The sequence below is a fragment of the Gordonia sp. 34D genome (genome assembly GCF_056682775.1).
Genome location: NZ_CM155293.1, coordinates 2,391,006 through 2,409,417, shown reverse-complemented (window position 1 = coordinate 2,409,417; position 18,412 = coordinate 2,391,006). Strand labels below are relative to the sequence as shown.

Annotated in this window: 12 protein-coding genes; 11 read left to right on the top strand and 1 reads right to left on the bottom strand. The window is 58.3% G+C overall.

From position 1 onward, the window contains the following. Positions 1-17 precede the first annotated feature (17 nt). The 4 genes from AC1L34_RS11150 to AC1L34_RS11135 all read left to right on the top strand — a co-directional run bounded on the left by AC1L34_RS11150 (position 18) and on the right by AC1L34_RS11135 (position 5,265). Positions 18-1,757, top strand: coding sequence for a serine/threonine-protein kinase (locus AC1L34_RS11150; RefSeq protein ID WP_480034788.1), 1,740 nt, complete (start codon positions 18-20; stop codon positions 1,755-1,757). Then, a complete protein-coding gene (locus AC1L34_RS11145) occupies positions 1,757-2,572 on the top strand; it encodes a hypothetical protein (RefSeq protein ID WP_480034787.1) in 816 nt (271 codons plus the stop codon). Before AC1L34_RS11150 ends, AC1L34_RS11145 begins: the two co-directional genes overlap by 1 nt. Before the next feature lie 111 nt (positions 2,573-2,683). Further along, positions 2,684-4,465, top strand: a complete 1,782-nt coding sequence (locus AC1L34_RS11140) for a serine/threonine-protein kinase (RefSeq protein WP_480035330.1) — start codon at positions 2,684-2,686, stop codon at positions 4,463-4,465. Between the two features lie 20 nt (positions 4,466-4,485). Further along, positions 4,486-5,265 (top strand): hypothetical protein, encoded by a 780-nt coding sequence (locus AC1L34_RS11135; RefSeq protein ID WP_424294787.1) that lies wholly within the window; start codon positions 4,486-4,488, stop codon positions 5,263-5,265. A 34-nt stretch (positions 5,266-5,299) separates the two neighbouring features. On the opposite strand, the gene AC1L34_RS11130 is transcribed toward AC1L34_RS11135, so the two are convergent. Next, the gene (locus AC1L34_RS11130; RefSeq protein WP_424294784.1) at positions 5,300-6,193 is read right to left on the bottom strand and encodes a MinD/ParA family ATP-binding protein; all 894 of its coding nucleotides are present in this window, start codon (positions 6,191-6,193) and stop codon (positions 5,300-5,302) included. Between the two features lie 478 nt (positions 6,194-6,671). On the opposite strand from AC1L34_RS11130, the gene AC1L34_RS11125 reads away from it, so the two are divergent. From AC1L34_RS11125 to AC1L34_RS11095, 7 genes are all read left to right on the top strand, one after another. Then, complete coding sequence (locus AC1L34_RS11125) at positions 6,672-7,352, top strand: lysozyme family protein (RefSeq protein ID WP_424321928.1); 681 nt, start codon at positions 6,672-6,674, stop codon at positions 7,350-7,352. Between the two features lie 73 nt (positions 7,353-7,425). After that, positions 7,426-9,075 (top strand): DUF4185 domain-containing protein, encoded by a 1,650-nt coding sequence (locus AC1L34_RS11120; protein ID WP_480034786.1) that lies wholly within the window; start codon positions 7,426-7,428, stop codon positions 9,073-9,075. Positions 9,076-9,141: 66 nt separating this feature from the next. Continuing rightward, entirely contained in the window at positions 9,142-9,843 is a 702-nt protein-coding gene (locus AC1L34_RS11115; protein ID WP_480034785.1) for a hypothetical protein, read from the top strand. Then, positions 9,776-11,416: a TPR repeat domain-containing protein gene (locus AC1L34_RS11110; protein WP_480034784.1), complete on the top strand. Its 1,641-nt coding sequence runs from the start codon at positions 9,776-9,778 to the stop codon at positions 11,414-11,416. The genes AC1L34_RS11115 and AC1L34_RS11110 overlap by 68 nt, the downstream gene beginning before the upstream one ends. A 492-nt stretch (positions 11,417-11,908) precedes the next feature. Further along, positions 11,909-12,301: a hypothetical protein gene (locus AC1L34_RS11105; protein WP_424294899.1), complete on the top strand. Its 393-nt coding sequence runs from the start codon at positions 11,909-11,911 to the stop codon at positions 12,299-12,301. A gap of 240 nt (positions 12,302-12,541) precedes the next feature. Beyond that, positions 12,542-14,644: a TPR repeat domain-containing protein gene (locus AC1L34_RS11100; RefSeq protein ID WP_480034783.1), complete on the top strand. Its 2,103-nt coding sequence runs from the start codon at positions 12,542-12,544 to the stop codon at positions 14,642-14,644. 2,005 nt (positions 14,645-16,649) lie between these two features. Then, positions 16,650-18,137, top strand: a complete 1,488-nt coding sequence (locus AC1L34_RS11095; protein ID WP_480034782.1) for a DUF4185 domain-containing protein — start codon at positions 16,650-16,652, stop codon at positions 18,135-18,137. Positions 18,138-18,412 lie beyond the last annotated feature (275 nt).

The window sequence follows — 18,412 nt, the reverse complement described above, 5'->3', positions numbered from 1 at the left end:
GGGTGAATGGTGAGGGCATGTTCCAAATCGGGGACGACATCGCGGGTTACCGCGTCGAGCGAGTGCTCGGGGCTGGCGGCATGGGCGAGGTCTATCAGGCCGCCCATCCGCGCTTGCCGCGCAGCGACGCCATCAAGGTGCTGCGCTCGGCGCATGCCGAGGACCCGGTTGTTCGGCAGCGTTTTGAACGCGAAGCCGACCTCCTTGCGCCGATTGTCCACCCCAACCTGGTCCGCATCTACGACCGCGGAGCGTTCGACGACATCCTGTGGATCGCGATGGAACTGGTCGCCGGTACTGACGCGGCCAAGATGTCGCAGTCGTCGGCCGGTGGTATGGATCCGCGCCTCGTCGTGAACATCGTCAACGGTGTTGCCGCCGGCCTCGACGTGGCCCACCGGCACGGCGTCCTGCACCGCGATGTGAAGCCCGCGAACATTTTGGTGACGCCCGGATCGGATCCGATCGTTCCGGATGCGATCAAGGTGACCGATTTCGGGATCGCGCGGACCCTCGGCGAGGCGGGAGCCGACCTCACCAGCACCGGGACCGCCGTTGGGACGCTGCGCTATTCGGCACCCGAGCAGATTGAAGGACGCGAGGTGGACGGTCGAACCGACATCTATGCGTTGGCGGCCACCACTTTTGAGCTCCTCACGGGTACCGCGCCCTACGAGTCGGACACCTTGCAAGGGCTGATGAGCGCGCACCTCTTCTCCGAACCGCCGCGTGCTTCCGAGCGCGAGCGGCGTCTGCCACCGGCCGTCGACGCGGTATTGGCTGCGGGGCTGTCGAAAGATCCTGCGGCGCGACCCCAGACGGCGACGGCGTTCGCCTATTCCCTGTATTCGGCGTTCACCAGCGGTGCGCCGATGCTGCCTGCCGCGCAAACCTTTGCGAATACCCCCGGCGCTCCCGTGTCTCATCCAGTACACCCTGCGCCGGTACCGGCACACCGCTGGTATCAGAAACTGCCCGCGCTCGTGTCAATCGCCACGGTTGCCGGGCTCGCGCTCGGCGTAGGTGGCGGTTACCTGTGGTCGTCGTCGATGGGGCTCGATGCCCCGTCCGGCGTCCAGGCCACCGCGACGCCGCAGGGTGTTGACCTGACTTGGGACGCGGTGCCCGGTGCCACGAACTACGTCCTTAAGCAAGACGATGAGGTGGTCCAAACGGTCGACGACACGTCGCTGACTTTGACAGAGATCTTCCCCGGGGAGCACACGTTCTCGGTCGCCGCGCAAAACCTGGCAGATAGGCAGTCCGATTTCAGCGACGCGGTGTCGGTGACCGCCGTGCAGAACTGGGGTTTGATGCGGGACGTCGCGAAGGCTTTTCCCGATTTGCTGCCCTCCACACCGGTTAGCACCGACGGGTTCGACGGCTTGACGTGCACCGCCCAGGGGCCAGTCCCGGACGCCGGTTACCCTGCGGCGATCATCAACTGCAAGAAGAAGACCAGCGCAGATTCATCGGAATACGAGGTCCGCATTTTGCGGTATGCGAGTCCGGCCGCTGCGAGTAGCGACACCTACCACCGGGTCAATAACCGCACCTCGAAAAAGGACGACAAGGTGAGGTCGGCCCAAGGTAGCGAGGGGGCGATAACGACCGGTGTCGCTGACAACGGGACAGCGCGGTCGCTGTGGGAGTTCAAGTTCACCGATCCGCGTGCCGCCATCCTGGTCGAGGTGGTGTACCCGGATTCGCGGGACACCAAGAAGGCCCGCGACCTAATCGGAAAGTTGCCATTCTGATGACCTATACGCAACAAGCGACGACATCCGGCACGCCCAGGCAGCGTCGCACTTACTTCATCGCGGGTGCGGTTGCCCTCGCCGTCCTATTGGCATCGATGCTGATCATCAGGTTTGGTGTGGAAGGTACCCGCCCCGTCGACCGCCCGTCGGGGCTCACGTCCACGGTCGAGGGCACGAAGGTCCAGTTGTCATGGAACGGGGTCAGCGGTGCCGATTGGTATCAGGTGATCCGAGATAAGGGCACCGTCGTCTACGTTGGTTCCGCCACTACCGCCACCGATTCGACTGCACCGCAAGGCAAGCGCAGCTACGTAATTCGAGCCGAACGCAACGGAGTGTGGTCGGAACCGAGCGCGGCAACTGAGGTGACAGTTGATGCCAGTTGGGGCGTGTACCAGCCCTTTGTCGATACGGTTCCGAAGTTGCTGCCGAAGTCCCCAGACGGCCAGGGCTGGGAAGGCGCGTACTGTGAGTGGGCAATCGCGCCCACTACGGCTGAGGTCGGACCGGAACCGATGGGCAGTGGAAAGGTGCGGACCCGCGCACGTATCAACTGCAACGGAAGCTCGGCAGTTTATGTCGTCAGTTGGCTCGTATCTGCGGATGCGACGGACGAATTCTTCAAAACAAAGGCGTCCGATTCTGGAGGCGATGAGATCACCTGGAAGCACGGCACCGGTATTTTTGATCCGAAACAGAACGCGGCCTTCCTCCGTACCGATCTGGTGAAGAACTCGTGGATCGCGGTCAGCGTTCCCGGCGGTACCAAAGAACAGATGATCGAGGCGGCGAACAAGATCCCGCTCGAATAGTCCGAACCGTCTCGGCGTCGTCATTCGAACGACGTGGTGCGATGCCCTCGATACAGGACTGTGCCGGTAGCATTCGGCGCGATCAGCAGTAATTCGGTGAACGGCGGAGAGATGTTCCAAATCGGCGACCAGATCGCGGGCTACCGTGTCGAGCAGGTCCTCGGAGCTGGCGGCATGGGCGAGGTCTACAAGGCTACTCATCCGCGTCTACCGCGAAGCGATGCCATCAAGGTGCTGCGTTCGGCGCACGCCGAAGACCCAGTGGTGAGGCAGCGTTTCGAACGCGAAGCCGATCTTCTGGCGCCGATTGCCCACCCCAACCTGGTCCGGGTCTACGACCGCGGTGTGTTCGGTGACGTGCTGTGGATTGCCATGGAATTGGTGCCCGGCGCGGACGCGTCGAAGATGTCGAAGGCTTCTCCGGCCGGCATGGATCCGCGGCTAGTGGTCAACATCGTTAACGGCGTAGCAGCGGGACTAGATGTGGCGCACCGGCACGGAGTGCTGCATCGCGACATTAAGCCGGCCAACATTCTGGTGACCCCCGGTGCGGACCCGGTGATGCCTGACGCAGTTAAAGTCACCGACTTTGGTATCGCGCAGGCGCTCGGCGAGGCCGGTGCCGGAGCAGGCTTGACCCACACCGGGACAACGGTTGGCACCATGCGGTATTGCTCGCCGGAACAGATTGACGGGCGTCGGGTTGACGGTCGTGCCGACATCTATTCGCTGGCCGCGACAGCCTTCGAGCTCCTGACCGGTAGCGCCCCCTTCGATTCGGGCAGCCTGCAGGGTTTGATGACGGCTCACCTGTTCGCCGAACCGCCGCGCGCATCGGAGCGGACCAGGTCATTACCGCCGTCCGTCGACGATGTGCTGCGAGCAGGCTTGGCGAAGGATCCGGCGGGGCGGCCACCGACGGCATCGGCTTTTGCGCAGGCGCTCCAGGCGGCGTTCACCGGCGGCAGAGTGAATCTCCCGACGAGCGGCCACATGTTTGCGAATACCACAGGTGCGCCGGTGCCTGGCCCACAGCACGCGAATCTGCAGGCCCGGCCTGCACCAGCCTCGCCGCAGACACCGACTAAACCAGCGGTGAAGCGCCGCGGGCAGGCCGCCGTCGCGGTGCTCGTCGTCATGGCGCTGGGCGCCCTAGTCGGAGTGTTCATGCGCGGTGGAGGCACTCTTCAAACGCCAGATCGTCCGGAGGCCCGGGCCACGGCGACGGGAATCGACTTAACCTGGCGCGCTGTGCCGGGTGCAAAGAGCTACGTGGTCAAACAGAATGACCAAGTCGTTCATGTGGGTAGTGGAACTTCAGTGCAGCTAAATCCTTGGCCGGGCACCTATCGGTACAGCGTTTCTGCTCGGAGTCAGTCCGGGACGAACTCGGATTTTTCTAACGCCACCGAGGATGTTGTTTTTGGTCAGAAGTGGCGCGGGCTGGAAGACATCATTGAGCTGTACCCAGATTTGCTCCCTAGTACGCCGGTAAGCACTGACGGATATCAGAAGATCGTTTGCCAGGGATTGGGTCCGCTGGCGACCGCCGAAAACCGTCGATCAATCTTCTGCAACAAGCCGAACGGTGACGACTGGGTGAAGGACTACGACTACCAGATTGCCATCTATAGCTACGCTGATGAGAAATCGGCACTCGTCGGTGCGGGTAGAGAGCGATTTGCTGGCGTGGCCAACCACGAATTAATCTCGACCGCTCAAGGCGATCGCGTCGGCGTCGACTTTGGGCTTGCTGCCACTGGCGGGGCCCAAGCTGTGATGAGCTACTTCAAGGATGGCGAACGGAGAGGTTCAACCTACTTGGTGGTTGCTGTGCCTAACGGAAAGAGCGGCGACGACGCACTCGACATTCTCCGAAAGTTGCCGATCTGATGGCGCCGGAGGGTTCTGCAGTGTTGAAGTCCTGGTGGGTCCGCAGCATCGTCGGGCTCAGTATTCTTGGGGTTGTCGCCGCCGGCCTGGGCTACTGGTTGGCTGGCAGTTTCCACACGGTTAGTGCACCCGAGGGCCTGCAGGCCAAGGCCTCGGTAGGTGTCGTGGAGATCAGTTGGAATTCGGTTGAGGGTGCCGATCAGTACATGCTGGTACGTGACGACGGCGAGGTAATCTACGCTGGCGACGAGACACGGTATTCCGACTTCTCCGCAAAGTTTGGCGAGCGCCGGTATGTCGTCATATCTACCGTTGATGGCCGGGAATCGCCTGCCAGCGCCGAGACCGTGGTCAAGGTTGATTCAGGCTGGGGAGATTGGGGAATTTATGCGGCCGAATTCCCAAAACTCCTGCCGCGAACGCCGAAGCAAGTCGGCTGGCAACAGAGCACATGTCAGTGGATGATCCGACCCGACAGGGCTGAATTGGGATCGGGTCCACAGGGATCCGGACACCCGGTTGGGCGTGCTCGGATCGCATGTATGTCGCCTGATTCGGTGGCACTTCAAGTGGTGTGGGTGGCATCAGCAGAGGAAGTGGACGAGTTTTTCGGGCGAGCGTCTGCTTTCGACGGTGCAGAGGCGATCAGCTGGCGATATGGCACCGGTTACGTTCGTATCCAAGCTGGGGAGATTTATATCCGCGCAGATGATCGCAACGATGTCTTTTTCGCGATCGGGAAGTCGGGAGCAACGAAGTCGGAGCTCATCAGGCTCGCCAACTCGATGGACCTGGACTAAGTCCGTATCGGTGCCGCGAACACGGGCGTGTTGCTTATGGTTGCGGTCCGGCCATTCCACTGAATGGGTTTGGGGCGTCGAACCGGGGAGGTCGGACAGCGAACGGTTCGACAACGGTGGCGGCGAGTTCAAGGAATGCCGATCGAGTCGCTGGTTGCATGTTGTCTAGATCGACGTATCCGCCGATGGCGAGGTGATTGTCGTAGGGGATGACCTGCACGGCACGGGTGCGGCCCAGGAAATAGTTGCGAAGCATCTCAACATCGACGGGCGCGTTCTTGCTCTGTGATGCTGCGATCACCACGATCGCTTCGCGGGCGAGTTGTTCGTATCCGTGGGCACCGAGCCAAGCGAGCGTGTCGACTGCACTTTGGGCACCGTCCAATGCCGGTGAAGTCACCAAGACGAGCGCCGTCGCGGACTTGAGGACTCCGGACATCGCCGAGTGAACCAGTCCGGTTCCGCAGTCGGTCAGGATCATGTTGTAGTGGTACTCGAGGATCTCGAGTGCCTTCAGGTACTCATCCTCGTTGAACGCTTCGGAGATCGCCGGGTCGCGTTCGGAGGCAAGGACTTCGAGTCGACTCGTGGCTTGACTCGTGTGTTTGCGTACATCGACGTATCGCCGGGTATTTGGTTCGTTCAGCAAGTCTCGGACCGTCGAAATCGTCTGGGACGGGATGCGCCCGGCCAGCGTGCCCAAGTCGGGGTTGGCATCGACGGCGATGACGCGATCGCCGCGCAACGACGCCAGCACGGACCCCAAACCAATCGTGACCGTCGTTTTGCCGACCCCGCCTTTGAGCGAGAGGACGGCGAGACGGAAGTCGGGGCCGATGGGCTGCCTTACCCGTTCGGCGAGGGCGGCGATGTCTTGTTGGTTCCTTGTGCCACCGAAAGTGATGAAGCCACCGGCGATGCTGCGCATTGACGATCGCCAGGTGCGATGCCCGGAGCGGGGACCCGCGGCCGGAGCCTGCGGCAGTTGCGGCTCGGGCCTCCGCTGTGGGGAACTTCCCGGTGTCGCGTTTTGATTTGGTGGCAACGGTGCGGACGGAGGTTGCTCGGATCCGATGCTGTCGGCACCGGTGCCAGCGCTGTCGGAAGAGGCAGGCCACATCCACGATGGCGGTTGGTTGCTTGACGAAGGATTCAACGATCCGTACCTCTCAGATTCTCACCCGGCGTGCCCGAGTACCTCGTCTTCCGATGGTCGGCGTGGATGGACCGGCACGCAAAGCCGTCGTCGGTTCGGTAGTCGACGCGCGACAGGCGAGGTGACTGCCCGCGCACCGTACCCCAGTCGATGTCGGCCAGATAGTCGACGTATGCCGTTCAAAGTGATTATGTGCACTTTGCCCTATCCGGTTTCGATGCTTAAAAGAACTTAAGCTACCCTCCGGTACGTGATCAACAGTAATGTTCGGGGGCGGTCGTGGTTGCGGCTGGTTGGGGTGGTCGTACTGGCGCTTGTGTTGGCGTCGTGTTCGGATCGCCTGGAGAAGGACGGAAGCGATTCGGCAGAGTCGGTTCCGTCTGCGCAGTTGCAGGCATGGTCTGAGCTACATAGTGATCCCTACGGCATTGGTCAGCGCGCCCTGCAGTCGTATGCGTATGCGGCGGCGGCCATGGCGAAGGCACAGCCGGAATGCGGTCTCGGATGGGCCACGCTCGCGGGAATCGGCTCGGTTTCGAGCGATCATGGCGAGGCAAGCGGATCCACCGTCGGTGTCGACGGCATGGTGACTCCGGAGATGCGGAACTTGCGTCAGTCGCGAGAGACGGGCGCGAAGGTCGTCTCGGATACTGACGCCGGCCACTACGACGGTTCGTCCGTGATTGATGCCCGGATGGGGCCGATGCAGATCTTGCCGTCGCAGTGGGAGCAGTTTGCGACCGACGCTGACAACGACGGCAAGCCGAACCCGGACAGCTTTGACGACTCGACGTTGACTGCTGCCCGACTGCTGTGCGGGGTCGGCGATCTGCGCAAGTCAGAGAATTGGTCTGCTGCGGTTGGGCAGTTCAATTCGATGCCCGGCTTTGTTGAGAAGGTCCACGCGGCTGCGCTTCGATACGGTCGCTAGTCGAATATTCGCCCGTTCGGTTGAGGGATTCTCCCGTCTTGTTTGACTTCTATCTGGTCAGGAACTGAGTGCTATGTCTGGTGTTTCTTTTCGTCCGTTGGCGATGACTGCTGTCGCGGTCGTTGCGGTGTTGGGGTTGGCGGGTTGTTCGTCGGCGGGATCGAATGCGTCCGAGCAGAATGTTGATCTGAATGCTCAGGCTGAGTTGACTGTTCCGAATGTGGAGTCGGCGAGCATGATCGTGCCGCCGGCACCTCCGGTGCCGGCTCTGCCAGTCAAGAATGCCGCCAACGAGCAGAATGCCGGTGATGGGCCGGGTGAGGGTGCGCCGCAAGCGCCGGGTGGGCCCGACTTGTACCCGGAGCCTGCTCTGGGTTCGGTGGGCGAGCCTGAGCAGCGGGGCAACGGCCAGCCGATCACCAAGGGCGGCGTGACGAATGCGTTTGTCGCGAAGCTGACCGGTTCGCAGTCGGTAGATCACACCGATACGAAGTGGGGTGTCGCCGGTACCGGTAATGCTGTGAGCTGGGCGAATGGCATTGGTCAGGTCATCACCGCGTTCGGTGACACTTTTGGTCGTCCGCGCCCGAAGGGGGAGTCGTCGGATCAGCCGCCGTTGGTTTCGGGCGCTGGGTTGAATTTGCCGGTGTTCCCGAAGGGCGTGCCGTTCCCGGCTCTGCCGTACGTGAACCTGGTTCAGGGTGGTCAGCAGGGTTCGGGCTTCGCCGGTGACACCGGTACGCAGGCCCCGACCGGCTTCGACTGGCGAAACAACACCTTGGCCTACAGCAGTGGCAAGGATTTGCGGAACTTCTCGTTCGACAGCTTCTTGACGGGTTCCAACAGCAAGGAAGCCCGCGAGATCTTGGGCTCCAAGCGTGTCAACGGTGTTGAGATCACGACCCTCCCAACCTCGGGCGTGTCGATTGGTGGACGCCAGTACATGACGTACGCGTCGATTCAGCGCTACGGTCCTGCTCCGGGCTCGTGGACGTCGAACTACGCTGGCATTGCTGTTTCTGAAGACAACGGTGCGACGTGGCGTAAGTCGAAGAACGCGTACTGGTCGAACAGTGGTGCTGGTCGCAACTTCCAGATGCCGGCGTTGGCTAAGTACGGCGACACCATCTACATGTACGGCACTGCTCAGGGCCGTGTTGGTGGCGTCTATGTCGCGAAGGTGAAGGCGTCCAAGATTTTGGATCGGTCGTCGTACTCGTACTGGACCAACAGTGGTTGGGTCCGCGGCTTGAAGGCGGCTCCCGCACCGATCGTTTCCGGTGGTGTTGGTGAGGTGTCGGTGCAGTACAACTCGTCGCTGCGTCAGTGGCTGATGATTTCGACCGACGTGTTCCATAACGGCATTGTGCTGCGTCAGGCAAACAACCCGATGGGCCCGTGGACCGATGCACGCGTGATCGCTTCGGGCAAGAACTACCCGTCGATTTACGGTGCGAACATTCACCCGTCGAGCACCGGTAATGATTTGTTCTTCACGATGTCGCAGTGGTCGAGTTACAACGTGTACTTGATGCATACGACGGTGACGCGTCAGGGCGTTCCGGGTCCTCGCCCGGGTAGCCCCGCCATCCCGTTGCCTGGGGGTCAGGGCTTGCCCGCAGGACCTGCACCGGACCTGCCGGCACCGACGTTCGATCTCCGCCTGCCGGACTCGATGGGCGGCGGCACACCGAACCCGAAGGCACCGAACAAGCCGAGCTAGGGCTGGTGCGGTGTCAGGACGTGTGGTTGCGTTCTTGTCCGAATTTTGAGAAGTGGGGAGCGTCTAATGACAAGTCCGGATACGACACCGAAGAAGGTCGTGCCTCCTCCGACTGTGGTGGCACCGGGGGCAGATGCGACGCCTACGCCTGCCGATCAACTCCCACAGTCCACGCAGCCTGATCCGAAAACAACCGTCGATTCAAACCCAACGACGACTCAGGAGCCCGAGAAGGCCCCGACCGGTCATTTCGGGAGCGGCGATATCCCGCTCATCGTTAAAAAGAAGGAACCGGCGTCGGAAACGATTCCGGAGGACGACCTCAAAACAGGCAACATACCCGCCAATGTCGATACACAAGCGATTGTCACAGAGGATCTTAATGTCTTAAATGGCCAGTCACCTGACGGCAAAGGGGTTGCGACGCCTGAGCAGATTGACGCGGTAAACCGGCGTGTCAACAGGTACGCGGACCTGCCCGACAAGACGCCAAATCTCGCTGATGCGGGACTCGATGCCAATGTTGACCGAACTCAGTACGATTACGCGACGCTTCTTCTCCAAGGTTTGGCGGGCAAGAGCGGGAATGGCGTCGACAATACGCGGAAGATCTTGGATAAGAATCCGAATCTGAAATTACCGGTATCCAAAATGATGCAGTGGACAACTGATGAAAACATCGTCAGTACGGTCACTCCCAATGTGGGTAAAGAAGCCCAACGTCGTGGCGGCGCACAATCTCCCCCCGGATTTTCAGGCGTCTCTTGATAACCTTACTATCGACGTCGAACCTCAGGGTGGGAAGCCAGAAACGGCGCTTCGAAAAGATAACTATGATCGCAACGTCTGGATTGCCGATCTCGCAGCGATGTCAACAAGGGGGTCTCTCGAGAACCCCCGCCGTTATATGACGGGAACTCGTCTCAATGACCTCGTTCTTGACGCAGGTCGGCGATATCTCGATCTCCAGCGTGATGCGCAAGCGGGCTCGTGGAGAAGTCCTGGATTTGCGGTTGAGATCGACAAGTCTTCGGACTTCCGCAAACAACCACCATTCATGCCTGAACAGAGGGTCGCAGCGCCCAATGGGAAGATGATGAATATTTTCTATCCCGACCACATGAAGACGACTCTCGCGGAGCCGTTTATCGATGCGGTGGCGTTGGATAAATCGGCCGTCCGAAAAGCATTTGAAAATAAGGAAACGGGCGTCGACTTCGTTAAGGATCTAAATACGCATAATTGGAATGATGACGGTTTAGCGATCGGCAAGCTGTATTCATTCGACGACGCCGATTTCGATGTCGATAATAGCAAGAACCCGTTGGATGTTGCGCGTGCTGACCGTGCGGCAAGAATTATGAGTATCACCGCCAATATCGCAACTTCCGATCAGGGATTCCCGCTGTTTACTAATTTGGTTGGCGTTAACGGTCCGCCAACTTTGGGGAAGGCTAATCCGTATCTGGCAAGAGCGCTGTCGAAGTCTTTTGCCCCGTATATCGACGATATGATGGATGCGCCACCGCCTCGAGGGAATCGTCATCGGGGCTGGACTGCATTTGTGAACGATGACAAGCGGACGGTGCGACTCTTCGATATCCTGAATACGGATAAAGAGGCGGGCGAGCGGATGCAATCTGCTGTCATGCAGAAGCAGCAAGAGTGGAACCAATATTACGGCAATGATATGGCGGCTGGTAAACCTGGATCCCTGTGGCTACAAAAGTCGGGACACTTGGCTGGATTATTTGACAATGGAATGAACGCGGCGATTGACCGCGAATTTAATGATGCTACTAAGGCTGCCGCTGAAGTTGCTCAGCGTAAGACCAACGCGGCCACGAATTTCGTAGAGGCCTTGAGTTTTGGGGTCGATTTCATACCGGGTTCAAAGTTGGTCACAAAGATTGGCACGACTGCATTTAATACCCTGAAGACGACCGGCAGCATGAAGATGGCGGGCGAGGACAAATCCATACTCGAGAAGATGCTCATAAGTGGCCCCGTCGAGGCGAATCGCCGAACTGCGGATAAGGCCAAGATGGCCTCGGATGTAATGCAGTACCAGATTTTGAGCGCGAGCGGCGACCTGCGAAAGAAGCTTAAGGGGCAAGATCTGGCGACGTATGCCCCCTATCTGGACAAGCAGACCGGTAAAATACTCCCGTACGATCGGCTGGTCGCGAAAGTTGCGCAGCAGGAGAAAGTCTCGGCGAAAAATGCAGGAGACCTCACGAGTTCGGTCATAGTCAATATGACCGGAAAATCGGGTATCGAGTTCCATGATATACATTTGTACTCTGAGAGGTATGATGATGCCCTCGCGATCGGCGAATAGTAGGAGCCTAGATAGTTGATGCCCGTTGAAAGCGTTGAATCGCGCCGAAATTTATTCGGTCTCCGTCGTAATGCTCGAAATCTAGTTTTGATGCTTACACTACTCGTTGGCGTGTCGGCATGTTCGTCCGGTCCAGAGCAAAGCCATGCTCCGACGTCGGCCGTTGTGAAACCGCCTGCGATTTTCAGTCCTTTTGTATGGTCGGCGGGCCAGGGAGTGGACTTGATGGCCCGACATGGTGAGTTGACGCGAGCGACCATTGAAGCTGCAATGTTGTATATGGCGCGGCCGAGAGACGATCTGTTTCCCGGGTATTTTGCGGCGCGTGATCGATCTACGGTGCCGGTGCCGAAGGATGTGGAGCCTTTCCTTTGGTGGGGTGGGGGCCGTCCTTACGACCCATATTTGTCAGCGCACGAAACGCGTTTTGCGCACATCGTTTCAACAGGAATGCGGGGAAAGTTCCTTACCTCTCGGGTATGTAGCTTCGCTGTGAATACACCTGACTATGACGACTCGGTTGAACCCGAATTGGCGAGTGGTTCATCGATTAGGGATCCGGCAAATGTTATTGAGATTCTTTTCGAGCGTCTTGGGGAGAATGAAGGGCTCCCGGGAATTCCAGACAAAGGTCAGAAAGTTGCTGCGGGAACGGATATTCGCGTGCCGTCTTGGGATGTGTTCAGTGGCTGGAGCATAGGCGTGATTTACCCGATGAAAATTGTGCTTCCTGGGCCGGGTGTTTTGCAATTTATCGATGAGTGTCGTTCTTGGCAATTGCGGATGCAGAAGCAGTTGAATCTTCCGGACGATTATTTTACTGCTCGATTGCCTCGAGGTGATCAGTTCCCTCGGTGGATTGGTCCGCCTGGGCTCAGGAACTAGTATCTTTTCCAGATTTCGATTCGTGGGGAGCGAATAATGGCGGATCCGCCAACAACAAAAGTAACCGTGCCACCTGTGGCGGACAAGCCGGCGCCGACCGCTGCGCCAGCCCCGACAACGCCGGTGTCGACGACAACTCTCACAGATCCTGAGCCCAACCCGAAACCTGCTGCTGGGGACCCTCAAAACCCACCCCCGGAGACTGCACCGGATGGGACTCCGGGAGCCTGGCATATCCCGATGAAGATTGTCGCAAAGCCGAACACCGAGATCTCGGCTTTTGTCGACAAGGACGGGGACGGGGTCGACGATAAAACAGGGAAGCCCGTAGATAACGATTCCGAGCCTGGTATCACTGAAGTCGCCAAATTAACGCCTGAGGATCAGGCCAAGATCGACAAAGATGCGACAGTCAATGGTCCTCCAAATGCACCCCAGCTCCCAGAAAAACCTGCAGATTCCGATACAAACAAGCAGTATCAAGAAGATTTGGCTAAGTATGGCAATAAGAAACTCGAATACGATAACGCAAAGCGTAGCTATGATGCGGCATCGGCGCGGATTCAAGCAGCAATGCAGCTTGCTGAAGAACAAAAGCAAGCGCTAGACCGTGGCGAGATTGTTACCTTAGATTCCAAAAAGGCAAGGTATATCACAGCCTTCTTGAAGGAGGCTGCGGGCAATGGGGACAATTCCGATCAACTGATCGACTTCACAGAGAAGAATCCCGAATTAAAGGCGAGCATCAGTGCGGGCCTTTACTTGGTGACCAGCGAGCAGGTTAGGCAGGGTAAGAAAGGCCCGGTCGGTAGCATTGATAATCCCCCGAAGGGGGTCCGGAATACCCTCACGAAGCCGGTCAGCATCGAGGACTGGGAGCGGACGAATCCGAATCAGGTCGGCGGGATTGGGCCGTTCCCCGGCAAGTCCTGGGGTTCAGACATCCCTGATATTCGCCGCTATAAGGATCTGGCAAACTTACTAGGGGCGAGTGATCGGCGATACAGAACCAGTTCTGCGATTGACGAGCAACTTACATATCGAGCAGGTGAGATCGCAAGTGCGATGAACGATGTTCGAGAGGCTGGAGCTATCTTGGGCTCAAGGCATCTCGACGATGATCGAACTGAGGGCCTCTTCAGTGATACCTTAAATGAGATGCTCGCGGTCTCGGGTGACGACGAGCAGGCGACTGTGAAAGCCCTGTCGCAACCCAATTCGAGAAAAAACATAATTGACCCTTTGCTCACGCATGACTGGGCTGGGAAAGACCTCATTAATGGCCAGGTGAACACTCAATTTGGTGTAAACAAGGTCTTTTCGTCAATCGAGAAGAATCCGCGCGACCCAACCGTTCAAGCGGCGGCTAACAATGTTGCACATGCGCTATCCAACAACTCATTGCTCAACCATCGATTTGGCCGCGACTCCAAAACAAAGCAACTCGGTGATGCTTCACCGGGATTGGTTCGGACGTTGGCTCAGTCGCTGAGTCCGTACTATGCAGATCTTGCAGGTTACGAAATTGCTGATTCTGCTGGCAAAGAAATCTATCCTGGTGTAGAGGGTCTTACTGGAAAGAATCAATTTACGGACTTGCTTTCAGTGCTTGCGACAGACGTGGAGGCCGGATCGACGGTGACCCAGCACGTGCGAAGTCAAGCTGACTACATTGTGGAACAGTTTGGTCGGGGAGCCGTCGGCGCTGATGCGATCAGGATCGCGGGTGCGATGGATAATTCCTTGATGAATGCCGTGGATAAAGTTATCTCAAGTGATATCGATAAACAGCGGTATCGAGCGAGCATCAAAGCCGCAAAGGAATCCGCTAATTTTGATGGTGGGCGGTCATTTGTGCTTGGGGCGGTTGGTGAGATTCCGGCAGTGGGGAGTCCTGCTGCGTCGATCCTGGGCGTAGGGTCCGAGTACTTTAAGTTGGGTTCGCTGGGCGTCCTAGACCTTTCGCAAGTTGAGTCGAGTAAAGCAGTACTAACCCAGATGATGCCGACGAAAGATAAGAGTACGTACATAACCGACAAGACGACTGATGCATTCTTTGCAGAAAATCCTGAACTGGAACGCCAGTTTTATAGGCATAACCCACGATATGCAAAGGGTGCTCCAGGGTGGGAGAAGAATAGGCAGACTGGGAATTTCGATGGAGCGCGAAAGAAGTTCTTGGAAAAGCACGGAATTCCAGCCAAGGAGGCGATAACGCTTTACGACGGCCGGTACGGTCTCGACTATGAGGAAGATACCGAAATCACCCGGTATAGTGAGGAGTCTTGGAGGGAGGGTCAAGAGGAGCGGCGTCGGAAAGGAAAGCGGAACGGTGATAACTGACTTCGGTGTTGTCGGGTTGCGGACTTTGAAGTTGGCGTTGGTGTCGATGGTCCTTCTGCTCTTGGCAACTGGATGTGCAGCACAGCCTCATGCTGCCGATGAGGGGGCAACCACGCAAGCTTCAAGTGACTGGCCTGTGCCGTACTTTAACTGGGATCAACGGGGATCTGTCGTGGATCTGTCGTCCCAGGTTGGAGCGGTGGTGCGGGCGTCTATGGAGTCGTACTATCTCTTGGGTTCTGCGGAGAATAAGGCGACAGCTTTGGCTTCTGTTTATCCCGGATTTGAGGCGGCGGTAAGAGATGGTGAGACTGATATTGATTGGTTTCCCACTGCGCGATACCGATTTGAAGGAGTTATCGCACTCTCGGTGCAGAGGGTCGAACAATCGAGTAATGGTCTCTCGAGCTATCTTGTGTGCAGCGATACACGGTATGTGAGTTTCAACTCGGAACCGCTTCCGGCTCCTAGTCCTAGTGTGATGGAGTTTGCGGTCAAGGTGTGGCCGGGGCAGTTTGAGGCGCGTTCAACAACAGGGCCACGCAGGCGGCCTTCGACGAACATCTTTGGTGATTGGACCGTCGAGTCCATCGCAATGCCCTCGGGGCGGGATGATCTGAGGAATCGCTGCGAGGCTTGGGCCTCTGCTGTTGATCTGACCGGAATTGAGAACAGCAAACGCGTTATTCCGGGATGGCCGCTTGCAGATTCATTCCGTTAGTTTGGGCTTGATAGTAGGACTTGGTCCCTCTTTTCGCCAGCGTCTGCCTCATGAGCCATGACAAGTCCTGACGTTTACGTTATCTCCGCCACTCTGGATGTTGATGCGCAACTTGCGTCACCAAGGGCGTTGTGACGAATTCGTTTGTTTGTCGTAAAGCTGACCGGTTCGCAGTGGGTGGACCACACCGACACCAAGCAATTACGTACGGTTGCATCGAAGTACCGAGCGATAAATCTCAGGCGGCTGTAATTCCTACGCTGCTGCGGCTGAGATGTCCATGCGACCGGCCACCGGTAAGGTGCACTGATGATCGCAATCATTCCAAGACTCATGGAGAGGCTCGGGCTTATGAGTAGGGGTTCGATATGACGCGAGCAGTAAGGCTGCGAGGGTGCGTTGGACTGGGCGCTTTGTGTGTTGCGGTATGTCTGGTCGGTTGCGGTTCGTCCGGCAGCGGAGAATCGCCAGTGGAGTCGACTCCTTCGCATGCGATAACGGAGGATCAGGTCCCATGGGTTAGTAACTGGTCTGCGGAGAATGGGATAGAACTGCAGGATCGATCTGGTGAGTTGATTCGGGCTGTTACTGAAGCCAGCACTCTCGCGCTGCGAGTCGGACTGCAGAGTGCTAGTCAGGTCTTCCTCGGTGCCGATCAACTCGTTGCTTCGGGTGAATCCAATGAGGCGGTCAACCAGCTTGATCCTCAGGTCTATCTTGAGGAACTTCCGCGCGCAGGGACGGCGGCTTGGTTGGGGGAAATTTCCTTTTACAATCACATTGCGTATCGTCATCGCGACGATGGGGCCTTAGTTGCTGGAGTTTGTCAGTATTCAAGCTCGACTAAGCGAGACATGAATTCGATGGTCGATCCCGTTGCCGTCAGCGAGCTGAGCATCGAGTTGTGGCGTGGCGGAGCGGCTGATACCACTCCTACTGGAGAGGCGGACCGGGGACAGAAGTTCGCTGGGCGGGGACTTTTTCCTGCTTGGCCAGTTTTCGGATCGTGGGCTGCAAAGCGGGTGTCGAAGATACGGAATTATGCCGATCTTTCGCCTACGTGTGTCCGGTGGTTTAAAGAGCGATATCCGAATGCGGAAGTAAGTGGTGTACCCGGGAGGTTGTCTGCACCTGAAATTCGCCCGGTCAAGCAGGCTTCTCAATTCCCTAGATGGATTGACCCCATTGTTAATCGGTCCTGACGATGTTCGGCGCGGAAAGTATTGCATTGGTAAGTCGCCAATTGCGGCTGAGTTGACTGTTCCGAATGTGGAGTCGGCGAGCATGATCGTGCCGCCGGCACCTCCGGTGCCGGCTCTGCCAGTCAAGAATGCCGCCAACGAGCAGAATGCCGGTGATGGGCCGGGTGAGGGTGCGCCGCAAGCGCCGGGTGGGCCCGACTTGTACCCGGAGCCTGCTCTGGGTTCGGTGGGCGAGCCTGAGCAGCGGGGCAACGGCCAGCCGATCACCAAGGGCGGCGTGACGAATGCGTTTGTCGCGAAGCTGACCGGTTCGCAGTCGGTGGACCATACCGATACGAAGTGGGGTGTCGCCGGTACCGGTAATGCTGTGAGCTGGGCGAATGGCATTGGTCAGGTCATCACCGCGTTCGGTGACACGTTTGGTCGTCCGCGCCCGAAGGGGGAGTCGTCGGATCAGCCGCCGTTGGTTTCGGGCGCTGGGTTGAATTTGCCGGTGTTCCCGAAGGGCGTTCCGTTCCCGGCTCTGCCGTACGTGAACCTGGTTCAGGGTGGTCAGCAGGGTTCGGGCTTCGCCGGTGACACCGGTACGCAGGCCCCGACCGGCTTCGACTGGCGAAACAACACCTTGGCCTACAGCAGTGGCAAGGATTTGCCGAACTTCTCGTTCGACAGCTTCTTGACGGGTTCCAACAGCAAGGAAGCCCGCGAGATCTTGGGCTCCAAGCGTGTCAACGGTGTTGAGATCACGACCCTCCCGACGTCGGGTGTGTCGATTGGTGGACGTCAGTACATGACGTATGCGTCGATTCAGCGCTACGGTCCTGCTCCGGGTTCGTGGACGTCGAATTACGCCGGTATCGCTGTTTCTGATGACAATGGTGCGACGTGGCGTAAGTCGAAGAACGCGTACTGGTCGAACAGTGGTGCTGGTCGTAACTTCCAGATGCCGGCGTTGGCTAAGTACGGCGACACCATCTACATGTACGGCACTGCTCAGGGCCGTGTTGGTGGCGTCTATGTCGCGAAGGTGAAGGCGTCCAAGATTTTGGATCGGTCGTCGTACTCGTACTGGACCAACAGTGGTTGGGTCCGTGGCTTGAAGGCGGCTCCCGCACCGATCGTTTCCGGTGGTGTTGGTGAGGTGTCGGTGCAGTACAACTCGTCGCTGCGTCAGTGGCTGATGATTTCGACCGACGTGTTCCATAACGGCATTGTGCTGCGTCAGGCAAACAACCCGATGGGTCCGTGGACCGATGCACGCGTGATCGCTTCGGGTAAGAACTACCCGTCGATTTACGGTGCGAACATTCACCCGTCGAGCACCGGTAATGATTTGTTCTTCACGATGTCGCAGTGGTCGAGTTACAACGTGTACTTGATGCATACGACGGTGACGCGTCAGGGCGTTCCGGGTCCTCGCCCGGGTAGCCCCGCCATCCCGTTGCCGGGTGGTCAGGGCTTGCCTGGCGGACCTGCACCGGACCTGCCGGCTCCGACGTTCGATCTCCGCCTGCCGGACTCGATGGGCGGCGGCACACCGAACCCGAAGGCACCGAACAAGCCGAGCTAGGATCGGGGCCGCCTGCTCGTTTGCCTCGAGGGAGCAGTTCCCTCGATGGATTGGTTCTAGTCGGCCAGAGTAGATGAAACGGAGTCGTGGTCGATTGTTATCGAATGGTGCCTTGTGTCGTCGTACCCGCCTTTCGGTGTTTAGGAAGCGAACATTGATTACTGACTTCAGTGGTGTCGGGTTTCGGGCTCTGAAGGCGGCGTTGGTTTCGACGGTTCTTCTGCTCTTGGCGACTGGATGTGCACCACAGCCTCATGCTGCCGATGAAGGGGCTA